The organism is Arthrobacter sp. CJL-S3, assembly GCF_056711635.1.
This window is the reverse complement of sequence record NZ_CM160046.1, coordinates 1,929,342-1,945,248: the sequence shown is the minus strand read 5'-3', so window position 1 is coordinate 1,945,248 and position 15,907 is coordinate 1,929,342. Positions and strand designations below refer to the sequence as shown.

The 15,907-nt window shown below is 67.1% G+C and carries 17 protein-coding genes and 1 pseudogene; 5 read left to right on the top strand and 13 right to left on the bottom strand.

Translation table 11 applies throughout. From position 1 onward, the window contains the following. Nucleotides 1-62 precede the first annotated feature (62 nt). From AC06G6_RS08760 to AC06G6_RS08735, 6 genes are all read right to left on the bottom strand, one after another. Nucleotides 63-1,355, bottom strand: coding sequence for an MFS transporter (locus AC06G6_RS08760; RefSeq protein ID WP_479828217.1), 1,293 nt, complete (start codon nucleotides 1,353-1,355; stop codon nucleotides 63-65). Between the two features lie 107 nt (nucleotides 1,356-1,462). Next, entirely contained in the window at nucleotides 1,463-2,878 is a 1,416-nt protein-coding gene (locus AC06G6_RS08755; protein ID WP_479828215.1) for an MBL fold metallo-hydrolase, read from the bottom strand. A gap of 130 nt (nucleotides 2,879-3,008) precedes the next feature. Next, nucleotides 3,009-3,371, bottom strand: coding sequence for a thioredoxin family protein (locus tag AC06G6_RS08750; protein WP_479828212.1), 363 nt, complete (start codon nucleotides 3,369-3,371; stop codon nucleotides 3,009-3,011). A 61-nt stretch (nucleotides 3,372-3,432) separates the two neighbouring features. Further along, nucleotides 3,433-3,729 carry a rhodanese-like domain-containing protein gene (locus tag AC06G6_RS08745; protein WP_479828210.1) on the bottom strand — a complete coding sequence of 99 codons (297 nt, stop codon included), beginning with the start codon at nucleotides 3,727-3,729 and terminating at the stop codon, nucleotides 3,433-3,435. Nucleotides 3,730-3,776: 47 nt separating this feature from the next. Beyond that, entirely contained in the window at nucleotides 3,777-4,685 is a 909-nt protein-coding gene (locus tag AC06G6_RS08740) for a sulfite exporter TauE/SafE family protein (protein WP_479828208.1), read from the bottom strand. Beyond that, nucleotides 4,682-5,329 (bottom strand): rhodanese-like domain-containing protein, encoded by a 648-nt coding sequence (locus AC06G6_RS08735; RefSeq protein ID WP_479828206.1) that lies wholly within the window; start codon nucleotides 5,327-5,329, stop codon nucleotides 4,682-4,684. The genes AC06G6_RS08740 and AC06G6_RS08735 overlap by 4 nt, the downstream gene beginning before the upstream one ends. Nucleotides 5,330-5,460: 131 nt before the next feature. On the opposite strand from AC06G6_RS08735, the gene AC06G6_RS08730 reads away from it, so the two are divergent. Next, nucleotides 5,461-5,718: a metal-sensitive transcriptional regulator gene (locus tag AC06G6_RS08730; RefSeq protein ID WP_354173995.1), complete on the top strand. Its 258-nt coding sequence runs from the start codon at nucleotides 5,461-5,463 to the stop codon at nucleotides 5,716-5,718. 79 nt (nucleotides 5,719-5,797) lie between these two features. Here the strand turns inward: AC06G6_RS08730 and AC06G6_RS08725 are convergent, their stop codons facing one another. Then, a complete protein-coding gene (locus AC06G6_RS08725; protein WP_479828203.1) occupies nucleotides 5,798-7,261 on the bottom strand; it encodes a protein adenylyltransferase SelO in 1,464 nt (487 codons plus the stop codon). A gap of 83 nt (nucleotides 7,262-7,344) precedes the next feature. Between AC06G6_RS08725 and AC06G6_RS08720 the strand changes: the two are divergent. Then, nucleotides 7,345-7,472 (top strand): annotated as a pseudogene (locus AC06G6_RS08720) (EamA family transporter); the annotation flags it as partial. Nucleotides 7,473-7,482: 10 nt separating this feature from the next. On the opposite strand, the gene AC06G6_RS08715 reads toward AC06G6_RS08720, so the two are convergent. The 6 genes from AC06G6_RS08715 to AC06G6_RS08690 all read right to left on the bottom strand — a co-directional run bounded on the left by AC06G6_RS08715 (nucleotide 7,483) and on the right by AC06G6_RS08690 (nucleotide 11,657). Continuing rightward, on the bottom strand, nucleotides 7,483-7,785 hold the full coding sequence (locus AC06G6_RS08715) for a hypothetical protein (RefSeq protein WP_479828201.1): 303 nt from the start codon (nucleotides 7,783-7,785) through the stop codon (nucleotides 7,483-7,485). 189 nt (nucleotides 7,786-7,974) lie between these two features. Continuing rightward, complete coding sequence (locus AC06G6_RS08710) at nucleotides 7,975-8,355, bottom strand: VOC family protein (protein ID WP_479828198.1); 381 nt, start codon at nucleotides 8,353-8,355, stop codon at nucleotides 7,975-7,977. Nucleotides 8,356-8,651: 296 nt separating this feature from the next. Beyond that, nucleotides 8,652-9,917 carry an MFS transporter gene (locus AC06G6_RS08705; protein WP_479828602.1) on the bottom strand — a complete coding sequence of 422 codons (1,266 nt, stop codon included), beginning with the start codon at nucleotides 9,915-9,917 and terminating at the stop codon, nucleotides 8,652-8,654. Between the two features lie 96 nt (nucleotides 9,918-10,013). Continuing rightward, nucleotides 10,014-10,319, bottom strand: a complete 306-nt coding sequence (locus AC06G6_RS08700; protein ID WP_479828196.1) for a DUF1905 domain-containing protein — start codon at nucleotides 10,317-10,319, stop codon at nucleotides 10,014-10,016. 12 nt (nucleotides 10,320-10,331) lie between these two features. After that, entirely contained in the window at nucleotides 10,332-10,931 is a 600-nt protein-coding gene (locus tag AC06G6_RS08695) for a ferritin (RefSeq protein ID WP_479828194.1), read from the bottom strand. A gap of 288 nt (nucleotides 10,932-11,219) precedes the next feature. Then, a complete protein-coding gene (locus AC06G6_RS08690; RefSeq protein ID WP_479828192.1) occupies nucleotides 11,220-11,657 on the bottom strand; it encodes an SRPBCC family protein in 438 nt (145 codons plus the stop codon). A 186-nt stretch (nucleotides 11,658-11,843) separates the two neighbouring features. Here AC06G6_RS08690 and AC06G6_RS08685 point away from each other — a divergent pair, with 186 nt between their 5' ends. The 3 genes from AC06G6_RS08685 to AC06G6_RS08675 all read left to right on the top strand — a co-directional run bounded on the left by AC06G6_RS08685 (nucleotide 11,844) and on the right by AC06G6_RS08675 (nucleotide 15,900). Next, complete coding sequence (locus tag AC06G6_RS08685) at nucleotides 11,844-12,947, top strand: baeRF11 domain-containing protein (RefSeq protein ID WP_479828190.1); 1,104 nt, start codon at nucleotides 11,844-11,846, stop codon at nucleotides 12,945-12,947. A gap of 397 nt (nucleotides 12,948-13,344) precedes the next feature. After that, entirely contained in the window at nucleotides 13,345-14,688 is a 1,344-nt protein-coding gene (locus AC06G6_RS08680; protein WP_479828188.1) for a GntP family permease, read from the top strand. An 81-nt stretch (nucleotides 14,689-14,769) separates the two neighbouring features. Beyond that, entirely contained in the window at nucleotides 14,770-15,900 is a 1,131-nt protein-coding gene (locus AC06G6_RS08675) for a serine hydrolase domain-containing protein (RefSeq protein WP_479828186.1), read from the top strand. The last annotated feature ends 7 nt before the right edge of the window (nucleotides 15,901-15,907 follow it).

Sequence of the window (15,907 nt, the reverse complement as noted above, 5' to 3'; positions counted from 1 at the left end):
ATAGTGGACCTTGCGGTCCCGGATTGCAATGACCGGGCGCCGTGCTACCGATGGGCCCTGCGCTAGTCCGGGCGGTAGCTGCGGTGGTCGGTGCCGCGCATCCGGACAGCCACGAGGAGGCCCGACAGTGCGGTGAGTGCCGCGACGACGCCGACGGCGGCCGGAATGCCGTACGCGTCGGCGATGATGCCGGAGAGCAGCGCGCCGACGGCGAAGCCGCCGTCGCGCCAGAGCCGGTAGATGCCGACGGAGCGGGCCCGCCATTCCGGGTGCGCGACGTCCCCGATGGCGGCGAGCAGGGTGGGGTACACCATGGCCGTGCCGAGGCCGAGGAGGACGGCGGCGGTCAGCCAGATCCCGAAGTCCTGGCCGACGGCGATCATGGCCAGGGCGGCGGCCTGGAGGAGCATGCCGCCGACGATCAGCCACTTCCGGCCGTATTTGTCCGACAGGGCGCCGGTGACGAGTTGCGCGGCTCCCCAGACGGCGGGGTAGACGGCGGCGAGGATGCCGATCTTTTCGATGGTCAGTCCGGCGGCGGCGAACAGGACGGGGAAGAGACCCCAGGCAAGGCCGTCGTTGAGGTTGTTGACCATGCCGGCCTGGCTGACCGAGGACAGGGATTTGTCCCGGAAGCTGGTGAGGGTGAAGATTTCCCGGTTGCTCAGCTGTCCGTGGGCATTGGCGTGGGCGGACGTATGGTTGGCCGCCTCAAGCTTCGCGTGGCCGCGGGTTTCCTTCACGGCGAAGACGGACAGTCCAAGGCCCAGGGCGATGTAGGCGGCGCCGAGCAGGAAAGGTCCGGGCCGGAGCCCGTAGGTGGCGGCGATGTAGCCGGTGGCCAGGGCGGTGCCGGCGACACCGAGGTAACCGGCCGCTTCGTTCAGGCCCATGGCGAAGCCGCGGCGTTCCGGGCCGACGAGGTCCATTTTCATCATGACGGTGGTGGACCAGGTGAGGCCCTGGCTGATGCCCAGGATCACGTTGGCCGCCACGATCCAGCCCCAGGAGGGTCCGAAGATCAGCATCAGCGGGACGGGCAGGGCGATGATCCAGCCGGCGACCAGGACGGGTTTGCGGCCGTAGCGGTCCGAGAGAGTGCCGGCGAAGTAGTTGGTAGCGGCCTTGGCGAGGCCGAAGGCGAGGATGTAGGTCAGCGCGGACGTGTAGAGGTCAAGGTGGAAGACCTGTCCGGCCAGCAGCGGGAGCACCGTGCGTTCCTGGCCGAGCGTGCCGCCGACGAGCGCGTTGACGGCGACGAGCAGCATGAACTGCGCCAGGTTCTGCCGCAGTCCCAGCGTTGGGCCGGACCTGCGGCGCCGATGCTGCAGCGGGTGGGTGGTGCCGGAGTTCATGGTGCTCCATACGGTGGGGACGAGGTCCGGCGGCGGCCCTGGTGTCAGGGCCGCCGCCGGGGTGCCGGTCGGTGGGGTGCCGGTCGGTGAGGTGCCGGTGGTGGGGGTTAGCTGGCGGGGACGGTTTCGCGTGCCTGTGCCTGCTGGTATCCGGTCCAGGCGTTGTAGCTGCCGTCGAGTTCGACGACGTCGTAGCCGGCGCGGCGCAGCGCGCTGGCCGCGACGGAGTTCCGGACCCCGCTCTGGCAGTAGGACACGATGGTGCCCTGGGCCGGGAGTTCGTCCAGGTGCCACATCACGCGGCCGCCGCTGAGCTGGTGGGAGCCCGGGATGTGCCCGGCGGTGTGCTCGGTGCGGTTGCGCACGTCCAGGATCATGGCGGCCTCGAAGCCCTCGAGGTCCGCCGGGGAGATCAGCTTCGGGGTGCTGGTCGGCAGCCCGTCGAAGCCGGTGACGTACCCGGCGACGTTGTCGATCCCGACCCGGACCAGGTGGTCCCACATGTCCTGCGCGGCGTCCTGGTCTTCGGCGAGGAGCACGAGCGGGTTCGGGTCGGTTTCCGGGTTCACGACCCAGGCGCCGAAGCTGGCGACGGACTTGCCGGCCGGGACGTTCAGGGACCCGGTCACGGTGCCCTGGTGGACCGCTTCGTTCGGGCGGGTGTCGATGAAGGTCAGCGTGTCACCGGCCAGGCCCCGGGCGACGGCGGCGAGGTCCAGTTCCTGCAGCGGGGCGCGGTCGCCCATGACGGCCGGGCCCTCACGGTTTTCCCGTTTCATCCGCCCGAAGTAGGCGTGCGCGTCGGGCTGGCCGTCGAGGAGTTCATCGACGAAGCCCTGTTCGTCGTTGGCGGCCAGGTACGGGCCCCACCAGGCGTAGAGCCGTTCGTAGCCGACCGTGGAGGACGGGATGGCGCCCAGGGCCTTGCCGCAGGCGCTGCCGGCTCCGTGGGCCGGGTGGACCTGGACGTAGTCCGGGAGGGTCAGGAACTTATCCCGCAGGCTCGCGAAGAGCTGCTTCGCGCCGGCGAAGCGGGTGTCGATCCCGCCGGCGGCCTCGTCCAGGAGGTCCGGGCGGCCCAGGTCCCCGGAGAAGACGAAGTCACCCGAGAGCAGGTACCCGGCCTGGTCGCTGAACGCGCCGTCGGTGACCAGGAAGGAGAGGTGTTCCGGGGTGTGGCCCGGGGTGTGCAGGGCCTGGATGCTGATGTTGCCCAGGGTGATCGTGTCGCCGTCGAAGAGCCGCTCACCCTCGAACCCGTACTGCCAATCCGGTCCGCCCTCGCCCGAGAGGTAGATCTTCGCCCCCGTCGCGGCGGCGAGTTCCCGGGTCCCGGAGAGGTAATCGGCGTGGATGTGGGTCTCGGTGACCGCAACGATCTTCATGCCGTTCTTCGCCGCCAGCGCCTGGTACACCGCGATATCCCGGCGCCCGTCCACGACCACGGCCTCGCCCTTGGCCTGGCAGCCGATCAGGTAGCTGGCCTGGGCAAGGTCCTCGTCATAAATGCGTTCCAGAAGCATGTGCTCTCCTTCGTAAAGAAACGGGGTGTGTCCCCCGTCGACTACTAACAACAATAATACCCCCGGGGGTATCTTGCAAGGCGGGCGGGCGGGCGCCGGCGGTCCGGCGCCCCGTCAGCCCCGCAACCGGTCAGCCCTGTGGCTGTGCTGCCTGGGCCCGCACGCTGGCCATGTCCAGCTTCTTGACGCCCTCGATGACCTGCTCGAGGCCGGCGGCGTTGAGCGCGCCCGGCTGTGAGAAGACCAGGGTCTTGTCGCGGAATGCCATCAGCGTGGGGATCGAGGTGATTCCCGCCGCGGCCGCCAGGGCCTGTTCGGCCTCGGTGTCCACCTTGGCGAAGACGACGTCCGGGTGCTGGGTTGAGGCCGCTTCATAGGTGGGGGCGAACCTGCGGCAGGGGCCGCACCAGCCGGCCCAGAAGTCGACAAAGACGATGTCGTTGATTTCCAGCGTGTCGGCGAGGGTCTTTTCGGTGATGTCGATGGTTGCCATAACTAACTTCCATTCCTCTTAGGTCGTGGGGCGTGGGAGGGAACTGCTGTTCAGGGGCGGATCAGGCGGTCGGCAGGCCAGCGCGGGTCCACGCGATCATGCCGCCGTCCATGGTGTCTGCGGTGAAGCCGGCGGCGTTGAGGGCATCCGCCACACGGGCGCTGCGGTTGCCGCTGCGGCAGATGGCGATCACGGGGACCTTGGCGTCAAGCTCGGAGAGGCGGGCCTGCAATTCGCCCATGGGGATGTGGATTGCGCCGGGGATCATTCCCTCGGCGACTTCGAAGTCCTCGCGGACGTCCAGGACCTGTGCCTGGTTCCGGCGCTGGTCTGCTTCGGTGATGCTGATTTCTGCCATGGTGATGCCTTTCGTTTCGGGAGTGGCTGATTGGTTGGCCGGTCGACTCAGACCGGCGTGGGCTGGGCGTCCTTGCGGGTGGTGCGGGTGGACCTGCGCAGCGGGCAGGCGCTGACAAGGAACCAGCAGACTGCGGCCGCGAGGACCGCTGCTCCGGCGACACCCAGGGCGATCGGTCCGCGCAGATCAACGGGGGCTTGCTGGATGAGGACAAACGCGCCCATCACCAGCACGAACCAGCCGAAGCCCTTGCGCAGGGCCGCTTCCGGAATGCGCCCGGCGAGCTTGGACCCGATCAGGGTGCCCACGATGGCGGCAGCAGTCACGGCCAGCGTGATCCCCCAGTCAAGCTCAACGGTGGTCAGGTAGCCGGCCAGGCCGGCAAAGGACTTCATCGCGATCACGACGAGTGACGTTCCGACGGCGATTGCCATCGGCAGGCCGCCGAGCAGCGCCAGGGCCGGCACCACCAGGAATCCGCCGCCGGCGCCCACCAGGCCGGTGACCAGACCGACGACGAGGCCGTCGAGCAGGACACGGAACAGCGGCAGTTCGGTGTGCTTGGGGGCATCGGTGCCCGCATCAGCCTTCTTCTTGCGTCCGCGGATCATGGCGATCGAGGTGGCAACCATCATGAGGGCAAATGCGATGAGGAGGATCTGGCCGGGGATATGCCCGCCCAGAAGACCGCCCACGAAGGCGCCGACCATGCCGGCGGCGCCGAACAGCAGGCCCGTGCGCCACATGACCCGCCCGGCGCGGGCGTGGCTAAAGACGCTGACGGCCGAGGTGACGCCGACCACGAACAGGGAGGCGGCAATGGCTTCCTTGGCTTCGAATCCGGCCACGTAGACCAGGATCGGCACGGTCAGGATGGATCCGCCGCCGCCGAGCACACCGAGCGACAGCCCGATGAGCACCGACAGGGCAAGAACGAGGATCAGCGTCGTGGTCATGAGGCCTTGGACTCCGGGGTCAGGGAACCCGCGACGGGGAACTGCAGGATGGCGGACTCGCGGGTCGGCTCCTGGGCGGCCTTGTTCCAGGGCATGGCCGAGATTGCCTGGCCCATGGCGCAGGTGTTCGTGGCGGCCGAGAAGGTCAGTCCGGCGCCGATGGCTCCGGCGAGGAGCCGGATCTTCGGCGAGACGAACTTGCCGCCGGCAAGGCCCAGAACCACGAGGGAACCTGCGGCGAGCCGGACCTGGCGCTCGAGGTCCCAGCGCGCCTTGCCGCGGACCACGTCGCCGCCTGCCTCAGCGAAGCCAGGGGCGCCGCCTGCCAGGACGTAGGCGGTGCCGATGCCCGCTCCGCCCAGGCGCTGCCGGGCCTGCTCGGCCCGCGCTCCCGACTGGCAGACAAGCACGACACGGCTGCCCAGGCGGGCGGCCAGTTCGTCAGTGTGCTCGGAGAGCAACGGCAGCGGGACGTTGTAGGAGCCGCGGATGTGCATGTTTTCGAACTCGGCGGCCGAGCGGACGTCGATCACGATGAGGTCCTGGTGTTCCTGGAACCAGCTGCGCAGCGTTTCCGGTGCCAGCGAGGTGACTGCCGGTGTGGCGGAAGGGGCCTGGGCGGAGGAAGTGGAAGAGGGCGTCATGGGTGTCCTTTCGAGACGGGCTAACAACAACTGAATACCCCACCGAGTATTGCAGATACCCCTGGGGGTAGTCAAAAATACCCATGGGGGTATATCCTTGAGCATAGCCATCCCTAACTTTGGAGACACCCATGGACCTTGATTCAGCCGAGCTCGCCCCCGTCATCAACCGGCTCAAGCGCGCTCAGGGACAGCTGGGGGCCGTCATCCGCATGCTGGAGGAAGGGCGCGACTGCAAGGACACCGTTACGCAGTTGGCCGCCGTCTCGAAAGCGCTGGACCGGGCGGGATTCGCCATCATTGCCAGCGGACTGGAGCAGTGCGCGGTGCGGAAGGACTCAAGCATGAGTACGAAGGACCTGGAAAAGCTCTTCCTGTCCCTGGCCTGAGGCGGCGGCTATCGCGGGCTGATCCTCAACGCACCCGCCTGAGGCGCCGGCTGTCGCGGACTGCCCGTCGAACAGCGGCTCAGGTTCCGCAGAAGGTCCGGTAGGCGCCGAAGTCCTCGGGCGCGGCGGCGGCGTACCGCTCCAGCCCGGGGCGCTCGTCGAACGGCCCGGTCACTGCCTCCAGGAGGCGTCCGAGCGGGTCAAGATCGCCGCCCGTGGCGGCCGCGAGGGCCTCCTCCACCAGGTGGTTGCGCGGGATGTAGGCGGGATTGACCCGGTCCATCGCGTCGGCGTCGGGACCCAGGGCGATCCAGCGTGCGGACCAGGCATCGAACGCGGACGGATCAGGCAGCAGGCTCCGCACCGGTCCGGCATCCCCCCGGGCGGCCGTGCTGAGGCTCCGGAAGAACGAGGTGTGGTCAGCGCCGGCCGCCTGGAGAAGACTAAGCACGTCGTCCACCAGAGGCGAGGCCACGCCGTCGTCGAGCCCGTCCGGCAGCCCCAGTTTGGCCGCCATGCCGGCCGACCAGGCCGCGCTGTACTGCCGGCGGAAGGCACCGAGGGACTCCTGCGCCAGGGCGACCGCCTGCTCCTGCTCCTCGTGGAAGAGGGGCAGCAGGGACTCCGCGAGCCGCGTGAGATTCCATTCCGCCATGACCGGCTGGTTGCGGTACGAGTAGCGCCCGGTCTCGTCGATCGAGCTGTAGACCGCGGACGGGTCGAAGGCGTCCAGGAAGGCGCAGGGCCCGTAGTCGATGGTCTCGCCGGAGATGGTCATGTTGTCGGTGTTCATGACGCCGTGAACGAATCCCACCAGCATCCACCGGGCCACCAGTGACGCCTGGGCGGCGACAACCGCCTGGAACAGCGCGAGATAGGGTTTCCCGGCGTCGGCGGCGCCGGGGTGGTGGCGGGCGATCGCATGATCGGCGAGCCGGCGCAGGAGGTTCAGGTCGCCGGTGGCCCGGGCGTACTGGAAGCTGCCTACTCGCAGGTGGCTGGAGGCGACCCGGGTGAGCACGGCGCCCGGCAGCATGGTGTCGCGGAGCACCGGGCGGCCCGTCGCCACCACGGCGAGGGAGCGTGTGGTGGGAATGCCCATGGCGTGCATCGCTTCGCTCACGATGTATTCCCGCAGCATCGGGCCCACCGCCGCCAAACCGTCGCCGCCGCGGGCGAACGGGGTTCGCCCGGAGCCCTTGAGGTGGACATCGCGGAGGTGGCCGTCCGTGTCCGTGATCTCACCGAGCAGCAGCGCCCGGCCATCGCCCAGCCGGGGGGCCAACCATCCGAACTGGTGGCCGGTGTAAGCCTGGGCCACCGGAGTGGCGCCGCTCGGGACCAGATTGCCGATCAGGAAAAGTACCCCGTCGGCATCCCGGAGGTAAGCGGGGTCCAGGCCCAGCTCGGCGGCCAGCGGCTCGTTGAGCACGAGGAGCCTCGGGTCGGGTGCTTCCTCTGCCTGCCAGGGTATGGCCATTTCCGCGAGCTCCTTGGCGAAGCGTCCGTCAAAGGCGACGGTTGAGGGGGCTGCGGCAGTCATACCAACAGAATATCCTGCGGCGCCTTCAGCGGCTGTGACGTTCCAGTGCTAGGCCGAGGATACGCGCTCCTTCGATGTCCCAGCATCCGCCCTCGGGCACACCAGTGCAGTGGGCAGCCTTCGCTACCTCGGCATCGTCAGTATGTTCCTCGGGTTCTTCGCCTGCTACCACGGGCTTGCAATCGGTCCGATGGCCCAGGTCGGCCAGGTGAACAGCGGAACTAGAGCGCAGGCACCTTCTCGATGGCGACCGTCTCGATGATCCTGGTCGACGGCTCACCGACCAGCGCCGGCGCCGTCACACCGGTCTTCCAGGTGTCGTTCTGCAGCCGGCCCAGGAAATCCACGGCAGCCGCCTGCGTATCGAAATCCATCTCCAGCATCACGTAGTCCTCCTGGTCGAGGGGACGCGAGATCCGGTAGGACCGCACCCCTGACGCGGCGCGGTTCAGGGGGTCAGTGTCGAAGGCCCTCCTCCACATGCCGAAGTCCCGGACCTGGTGTTCGATCTGCAGGGTAATCACTGGGGCACTCCTGTCGACGGCCTGTACATGCCCAACTGTAGGCCCGGAAGGCGGCTCCACGTAAGACGGCGAGCAGGAGATTGTTTCCGGCCGGGTCCTCGCCGTCGCTCCCGCAGCCGGGCGTGCTGGTGCGCCGTCCCCGCAAAGTCCCTGCATCAAGTGCGGGGGCGGCGCTATCAGGCTCCAGCGCTACAGGCCTTCGGAAACATTGAGAATGTTGCCTTCGCTGTCCAGGAACCACGCAACCTTGCCGGCCGGAGTCGCAGCGATCCCGTTCTCGGTCTTCAGACCAGGAAAGTCGTACTCCTCGAACACGACGCCGCGGCTGCGCAGATCCTGCATCTCGGCGTCGATGTCGCCTGTTACCCAGCCCATCTGGGTGTTTTTCGCCGTTCCGGCATTGTCCGTCTGGTAGAGCAGGAAGGCCGTTCCCTTGCCGCAGCGATACAGCAGATTCTCCTCGTCCAGGCTGTCGGCGGGCTCCAGTCCCAGCACGTCACGGTAGTAGTTGCGCGCCCGGACGATGTCCTTCGCGGGGAGGACTGCGATGATTTCGAGATCCTTCAGCATGATTGTTTCTCCCTTTTGATCAGTGTTGATCAGGTTCCTGGAAGTCACCCCAGCTGCCATCCACGATGTGATCGACGTCCGCCGGCAACTCTACGTATCCGGCCCCGCCGTGCATGCCCCGGGGCCAAGCGTCCCGGGGGCCATCGACATGCCCAGCATCAGCGGTGGACACACTCGCAGGTGCTGATGCGCACTATCGTAGGCTCGGCGCCGCGGGAGTCAAGACCGTCCGGCATCACTGCCGTCGCGGCAGGAACTTCGTGGCCGCCGGGGCGTGGCGGCGCCGGTGGGGAAGGCTAGGAACCTGCGTCCGTCGTGCTGGCCGGGGCGTTGACCTGGTCGGACTGGTGGTGCTGCCGGCGGCTCGCCAGCAGGAAGGGCACAGCGATCAACTCGATGATTCCGCCGATTGCCAGCGAGGCGGGATAGCCGTACACGTCGGCCGCCCGCCCAAGCACCGGCTGCACCACCACTCCCCCGCTGGAGCCGATGAGCGAGTCAAAGCTCAGCACCGTCGCCCGCTGCTTCGAGGCGATCATGTCGTTCAGGTACGCCTGCCGCACCGGGGTCCCCGCCGAGGCGACCACGGCCCAGAGCGCCAGCAGCACCAGGGCCACCCAGAACACCCGGGTGAACCCGAGGACGACCAGAATCAAGGCACTGAAGATGCTGCTCAGAATCAGCACCGTCGTGCGTTTGCCGACGAGGTTCCGGATGCGGGGCGCCAGCCAGCCGCCGAGCACTTCCGCTCCGGCCACGAGCGCCGCCGCCAGGCCTGCCACGGAGTACGCGCGCGGGTCGCCGAAGAGCTCAAGGAGGTACGGCTGGAGGGCATAAAACACGTAGAACCCGACGCCGGCGCTGAACGGCGCTGCCAGCATCACGTAACGGACCGGCGGATTTTTCAATCCGTTCTCGATTGAGGCGGAGAGGACGGCCCGGGTTGCCCGCAGAGGATGGGTCGAACGTTCGGGGGTGAATCCGACGTCGCGCATGAGGGCAAAGGCCACGGCGAACATCACCAGCAGCACACCGACGCGCAGCAGGAACGGCACGCCCAGATTGGTGACCTGCGCTATCACCCCGCCGGCTACCGAACCCACGAGCATTCCTACACCCGAGACCATGAGTCCCCGCCCTAGCACCGCCTCCAGACCGCCTTCATAGCCCGAATAGCGCAGCGCGTCGACGAGCCACGCCTCGACCGCACCGGAGAAAAACGTGAATCCCAGCCCGAGCAGAACCGACACCACCGCCCACCACAGGAACGGGGCGGAAAGCTGCCAGAGCAAGTAGTAGAGGTAGGTCGAGACGGCCAGGGTCACGGTCCCGAGCAGGAACGACATTCGGCGGCCCCAACCGTCGGCAATCACCCCGGTGGGCACCTCGAACAGCACCATCCCCGCCGTGAAGAACGCGTTCGCGGCAAAGGCCTCGAGGTTGCTGAGACCGGCGTCCAGCAGGAAGAGCGTGTTGATCCCCCAGATAAACGAGGCCGCGAGGGTATTGCCCAGCGTCAGTGTGAGGTAGATGCGCTGGATCTTGCGGGCGGCGGCGTTCATCGGAGGGCCGTGCCCGTCAGGGCGGGGAACCACGGGCCCATTCTCGTCTCCTTCGCCCGCCCGCACCAGAGGAACAGGGACCGCATCCGGGGGTGCTCAGCCGGAGTCGGGCACCTCAAGGTGAACCGCGACCTGGTCTCCTGCTTCGAGGCCGGCCGCCGTTCTGATGGCCTTTTTGACGGGCAGCAGATACGTCCCGCTCCTGCTGTCGGGAAAGAGGGACGTGGACCAGTTGTGGCCCGAGACCGTGGCCGTGATTTTGACGGAGCCAAAGCCGCGACGGAGCGTTGCCGTCTCCTCCCGAATCTCTGCTGCAAGCTCTTCCGGAAGGGTGAGGAAGTGCCACCCCGCTTCTCCCGGATAGTGCCACAGGGTGGCCGTGAAGGCATAGCTCAGCGCCATTCCTGCCGGAGCCTAGAGCGAGCCGCCGGCGACTTCCGGCGTCCCCGTGTCATCGGAGGGTCCCCCGTGGCCGCCTCCGTGGCCGCCTCCGCGGCCATGGTGTCCGCCGTGTCCTCCCCCGTACTGGCCTGCGTCGCCCACTTTTTCGCGGGCAAGGAACGTCTCGACGTCGAAGAGGTTGTCGGCCCGTCGTGCGACATTGAGCAGTGTGGACATCGATGCCACCTCCTCGACCTGTTCCTTGAGGAACCAGAGCATGAATTGTTCACCCAGCGGGTCGTTTTCCGCCCGGGCCGCCGCGAACAGTTCCTTGATGCGGTTGGTCACCTCGATCTCCTGGGCGAGGGCGAGGACCAGTGGTTCCTCCGCCGAGGCGAAATCGTTCCGGACCGGGTCGATTCCCGGGATGGTGATTTTGATGCCGCGGTCCAGGATGTAGCGGACCATCATCATGGCGTGGTTCCGTTCCTCCAGCGACTGGCGGTAGAAGTGCTTGGCCAGCTGGGGCAGGTCCTGTCCGTCGAACCAGGCGGCGATGGCGATGTACTGCTGGGAGGCCGCGAATTCATTACCCACCTGGCGGGTCAGCAGCTCGTTGAATTGGGGGCTCATTGGGCTCTCCTCAGGTCGCTGTTCAGGGGTGTGGACCTGCGGCGCCGGGCCTCTGCTGGGCCCGGGGCTGCCGGAGGGCCTGCAACGAGCGTCCTCCGCTAGGGATCTCCGCGTCAAGACCCTGCCGTATCTTCTGACGACGGGGCAGCCGACCCGGAAAATGACAACGGCTGCGACTTAGGACCGGTCCCGGATCCAGTCCTCAATGACGGCCTGCAGAGCCGGCTTCTTCACCTGGGCCACAAGCTCGCGACACTACATCGTGCCTCGTGTGTACCGGCAGGGCGATCAGGCCGCCTCGAGGATCTGCTTCAACACGGCGAGGTCCTTCCGCATCGCGCGGCGCATCATCGGCACCATCAGGAGGTTTACGACGGCGGAGAATCCCGCCGGCGTGCCGGTATTGCGCAGTGTCATCCGGGTTGCGGAGCCGTCTGCGTCCGCCCAGGTGTAGGTGGTCTGCATCGGGAACGGGCCCTGCGCTGTCCGCATGACGAGTTTCGTCCCCGGATCCAACTCGAGAAACTCGTAGACGTACTCCAAATTCCGGCCCAGGAAGTGGGCACGGAAGGCCACCCGGGATCCGACCCCCAGGGGTGGCGTGGATTCCCAGCGGACCGTCTTGATGTTGGTGTACCACTTGGGGGCGTTTTCGGGGTCCGAAGCATAACCGGCAACGACTTCGCGCGGTCGGTGGATGACAATCTCTGTTGCCACATCAACCATAGTTTTTCTCTTCCGTCAGGCGTCGGGCGCGGGTCTGTTCCGCCGTCTGTTGACACCGGCATCCGAGGGTCCAAAGCTGGGCTGATCAGGTTGTGCTGCCAATCGGCGGGATAGTCAGCACCGAGGAGTTGCAGGACTATGCCCCCTCACCATGCACCCACCGGAGATATAGCAAAGGAGCACCCCATGCACATTGATATGCCGACCCGAAACGACGTGGAACGTCTCGCAGCCGCACGCGATCCGCACAGCGTCACAGTCTATCTTTCGACAAGCAGCGTGCCGGCCGATTCGGAGAAGAACCAGACCAGGGCGCGGTCATTGTTCGGTTCCGCAGTGGATCAGCTGCGTGAGGGGGGAGACAAGGAATCGGTCGCGGCGATAGAAACGTTTCTCAACGAGCTACTGGAGGCCCCGGAGTTCTGGTTTGACATGGGGCGCAGCCTGGCCATCTTCGCAACGCCGTCGTCCGTTCTTGAGTTCCGTTTGCCCAACGACCTCGAAGACCATGTCAGCGTGGCTGATCGTTTTGCCATTACGCCGCTCCTCCGGGCCCTGACCTTCCCGAACGCGGCGCTCGTGCTCGCAATCTCCCAGAACGGGGCCCGCCTCGTGGAAGTCTCGGCTGACCGGCCTGCCGAAGAAGTGACCGTGCCGGGCATGCCCAGTGATGCCGCGAGTGCCGTTGGGCTCGACTCCATCGGCGGCCGTGCCCCCTCCGGGCGGCTGCAGGGCGACGAGGGACGCAAAGTGCGGCTGACCCAGTATGCCCGGTCCGTCGACCACGCGCTCCGTCCAATGTTGAACGGTCAGTCCTTGCCGCTGGTTATCGCTGCGACGGAGCCGCTTAGGAGCATCTACCGCAATCTCACAGGCTACGCACACCTCGCTTCAGAGGTCATTGAGGGGAACCCTGACGAACTGACCGCGGCCCAATTGGCGGATGCGGCGCGCGGTGTACTCGACCGGATCTACGCCGCCGATCTCGTTGGGCTGCAAGCGACCTTTGAAGAGCGCCGCACCAACGGGCGTGCCTCGACGGACCTCAGCGATCTGGCGCGGGCGGCTGCCTTCGGTGCGGTTGCCACGCTCCTGGTGGACATGGATGCAGAGGTCAAAGGTTCTGTCGGAGACGATGGCCTGCTCAGCCTGGATGGGGATACGGGCCTGGACGCGATCGAGGAGATTGCGCGGCGGGCGCTCGGGTCGGGTGCCCGCGTGCTCGCGGTGCGGCGATCCGATATGCCGGAGAACGTGCAGGCCGCCGGAATTCTTCGCTACGCCATCTGACGCGTGCACTATTCGGTCTGAAGGGCGGTGGCGGTGGCGGTGGCGGCAGCTGCTTCCGGTACTGGCGCTCCCGCGGCAGCTGCCAGACCTGCTCATCGGTGTGCGCGGCGGCGTCGCGCACCCGGTCGACCAGGGGTTGCTTCTTGCCGAAGAGCGCAGCAGTCAGTCTTGACACTGCGGGCCGGCACGGAGTATCAACTGGGATCAGGCAAACTACGAGCTCACCGCGGAGAACCCGCTGTTCACTCTCGCGGAACCCTGCAGTGAGTGCGTACCTACAAGGGCAAGCCCGGCGTCGGCAGCCGCACGGCCGAGCCCGATCGGTGCCAGTCGTTGGGATCGACGCGGCGACGGTGTCGGATGATCCCGCCCCTGCCCGTATCGGCAGGAGCAGGTCATGATCGCCCTTCACACTGTTATAGCAATCGTCGTCGTCGTCGTGCTCATCATCAAGGTCAAGGTCGATCCGGTGATCTCCCTGATGATCGGCTCGCTCTACCTGGGCCTCGCAACCGGTGTCGGTTTCACGGCGACGATCACGGCGATCGCCACCGGCTTCGGCGAGATCATGGGCGAGGTGGGCCTGCTTATCGGATTCGGTGTGCTCATCGGGGCGATGCTCCACGCGATGGGCGCTTTCCGGAAGATGGTGACGATGCTCGTCAACGGCGTAGGCGCGCGCCGGCTCCCATATGCGTTGACGGCTGCGATGGCGACGATCTTCCCGTCGATCTACGTGGACGTGCAGGTTGTGCTGGCCTCTCCGGTGGCGCGCTCGACCGGGCCCTTCATCGGCCGGACCGGTTTGCCGCACATGTGCGGTGCACTCGGGACCGGGATCTTCGCCGGCTACGTCTTCGTGGTCCCGGGACTGGCAGCGGTCTCCATCGCGGGCCTTCTGAGCATCCCACTCGGCACGTGGCTGATCTACGGCTTCGTGCTCGGGCCGTTGACGGCGATCGCGACAACGCTGATCTTCCGCTTGCTCCTGCGCGGCCGATACTGGAATCCGGCCAAGGATGAAGAGGTCGATGAGGCGATGGTCGTGCAAGAGACCACCGAACTGGCCGAGGAGGACACCGCGACGCCGCCGCTGTTTGTCTGCCTGCTGCCTATCCTCGTGCCCCTGGTGATGATCGCCTTCGGTGCCTTCGCCCAACTGTTCGGCTTCTCCAATGATTTCATCGCCTTCGTCGGCGACGCCAACTTCGCGCTCTTCGTCGGCCTGCTCGGTGCATACGTGCTCTCCCGGCGCACCCTCGGCTCGGCGGGTACAGGGACGGCGATGAGCGAGGGCTTCCACACCAGCGGCGAGATCCTACTCATCACCGGCATCGGCGGGTCCCTGGGCGCCGTCATCAAGGAGACCGGGCTCGACAAAATCCTGGCCGACCTCTTCACCGCCGACGCGGCGGCTCCGGTCATACTCAGCATCTTGCTCGCCTGGTTCATCGCCGCTGTGCTGCACCTGGCGATCGGGTCGGTGTCGGTGGCTGCCATCACGGCTGCCGGGATCATCGCCCCGGTACTCGAATCCATCAACGTCTCGCCGATCACCATCGGCCTTGCCATCGCGTCCGGCGCGATGTTCGCCCTTCAGGTCAACAGCAATTTCTTCTGGATGTTCAAGTCGCTCCTCGGGTTGTCGACCCAAGGAACCTTCAAGACGCTGACGATGGTCACCTCGATCGCTTCGGTGGTCTCGCTGCCGATGGTCATGGCGGTGGCACTCATTGCTTAGGGACGGGGCCGCGATTGCAGAGAAACGACGAGGGAAGTGGTGAACCGGCACGTTCGCTGGCCGGGCCGAGAAGGATGAACCATGGTGACTGACGGCATCAACCCGGGCGCGCCGGGCGAAAACATCGCAGCGGGCAGAACACCCGACGGCGTGACGGAGGCCGTGACCGCGATGATGCGCCGGGGAGGCGTCCCGGGCCTCTCCCTGGCCGTGGTCAACCGCGATCGAGTGCTCCTCGCCGCCGGTTACGGCCTCGCCGACCGTGCCGCGGAGACGCCGGCAACCGCCTCGACGTCGTACCTGTGGTTCTCCATGTCCAAGATCGTGACGGCGACAGCGGCGTGCCGGCTCGTCGACGAGGGCCGCCTCGACCTGAATGCCCCGGCCGACGAATACGTGGATTATCTGCGGGCGCCCGGGACGGCGACGCCGAACGTGGGCCAACTGCTCAACCACACCGCCGGGCTCGGCAACCCGATGCCCATCCGCTGGGTGCACCCGTCGGACGCGGATCCCCCGGATCCCGAGGCCCTGCTCCGCCGCCTGATGGGCAGGCGCCGCGCCTACCGGTACCCGGCGGGGCGGCATGCCCGGTACTCCAACGTCGGCTACCTTGCCGCCGGACAGGTCATCGCCGCCGCGGCCGGGATGCCCTTCGAGGCTTATGTCCGCCAGTCCGTCCTGCGGCCTGCGGGCATGGATCACACCGGATTCCGCTATCCCGACGGCGCGGCCAGGGCGACCGGTTACGTCAAGGCGCCCCGGATCGCGGACCCCCTGCTGCGCAGCCTGCTGCCCGGCGGGATCGCCGGATCCCGTCACGGGCCGTACCTGTCACTGAACCCCTTCTTCGTGGACGGTCCGGCGTACGGCGGCCTGGTGGGCGACGTCCTGGATGCGGGCAGGTTCCTTCGCCTGCACCTTCGCGACGGCGAGATCGACGGCACCCGGGTCCTCTCCCCCGGGTCGGCCCGCAGCATGCGCACCATTGACCAGGCGGGCAAGCCGTTCGACCACGGAACCGGCTGGTTCCGCCAACCGACGAAGACCCCGGGGCAGTGGGTGGAGCATTTCGGTGCCGGCGCGGGCTTCTGGAACGTCATGCGCCTCTACCCCGGCCCCGGGCTCGGCGTCGTTGTTATGAGCAACAGCACCCGCAGGTACGACTTCGAACCGCTCCTCGCGCTTCTGGCATCAGCGCCATGGTCGTAACGGGCCG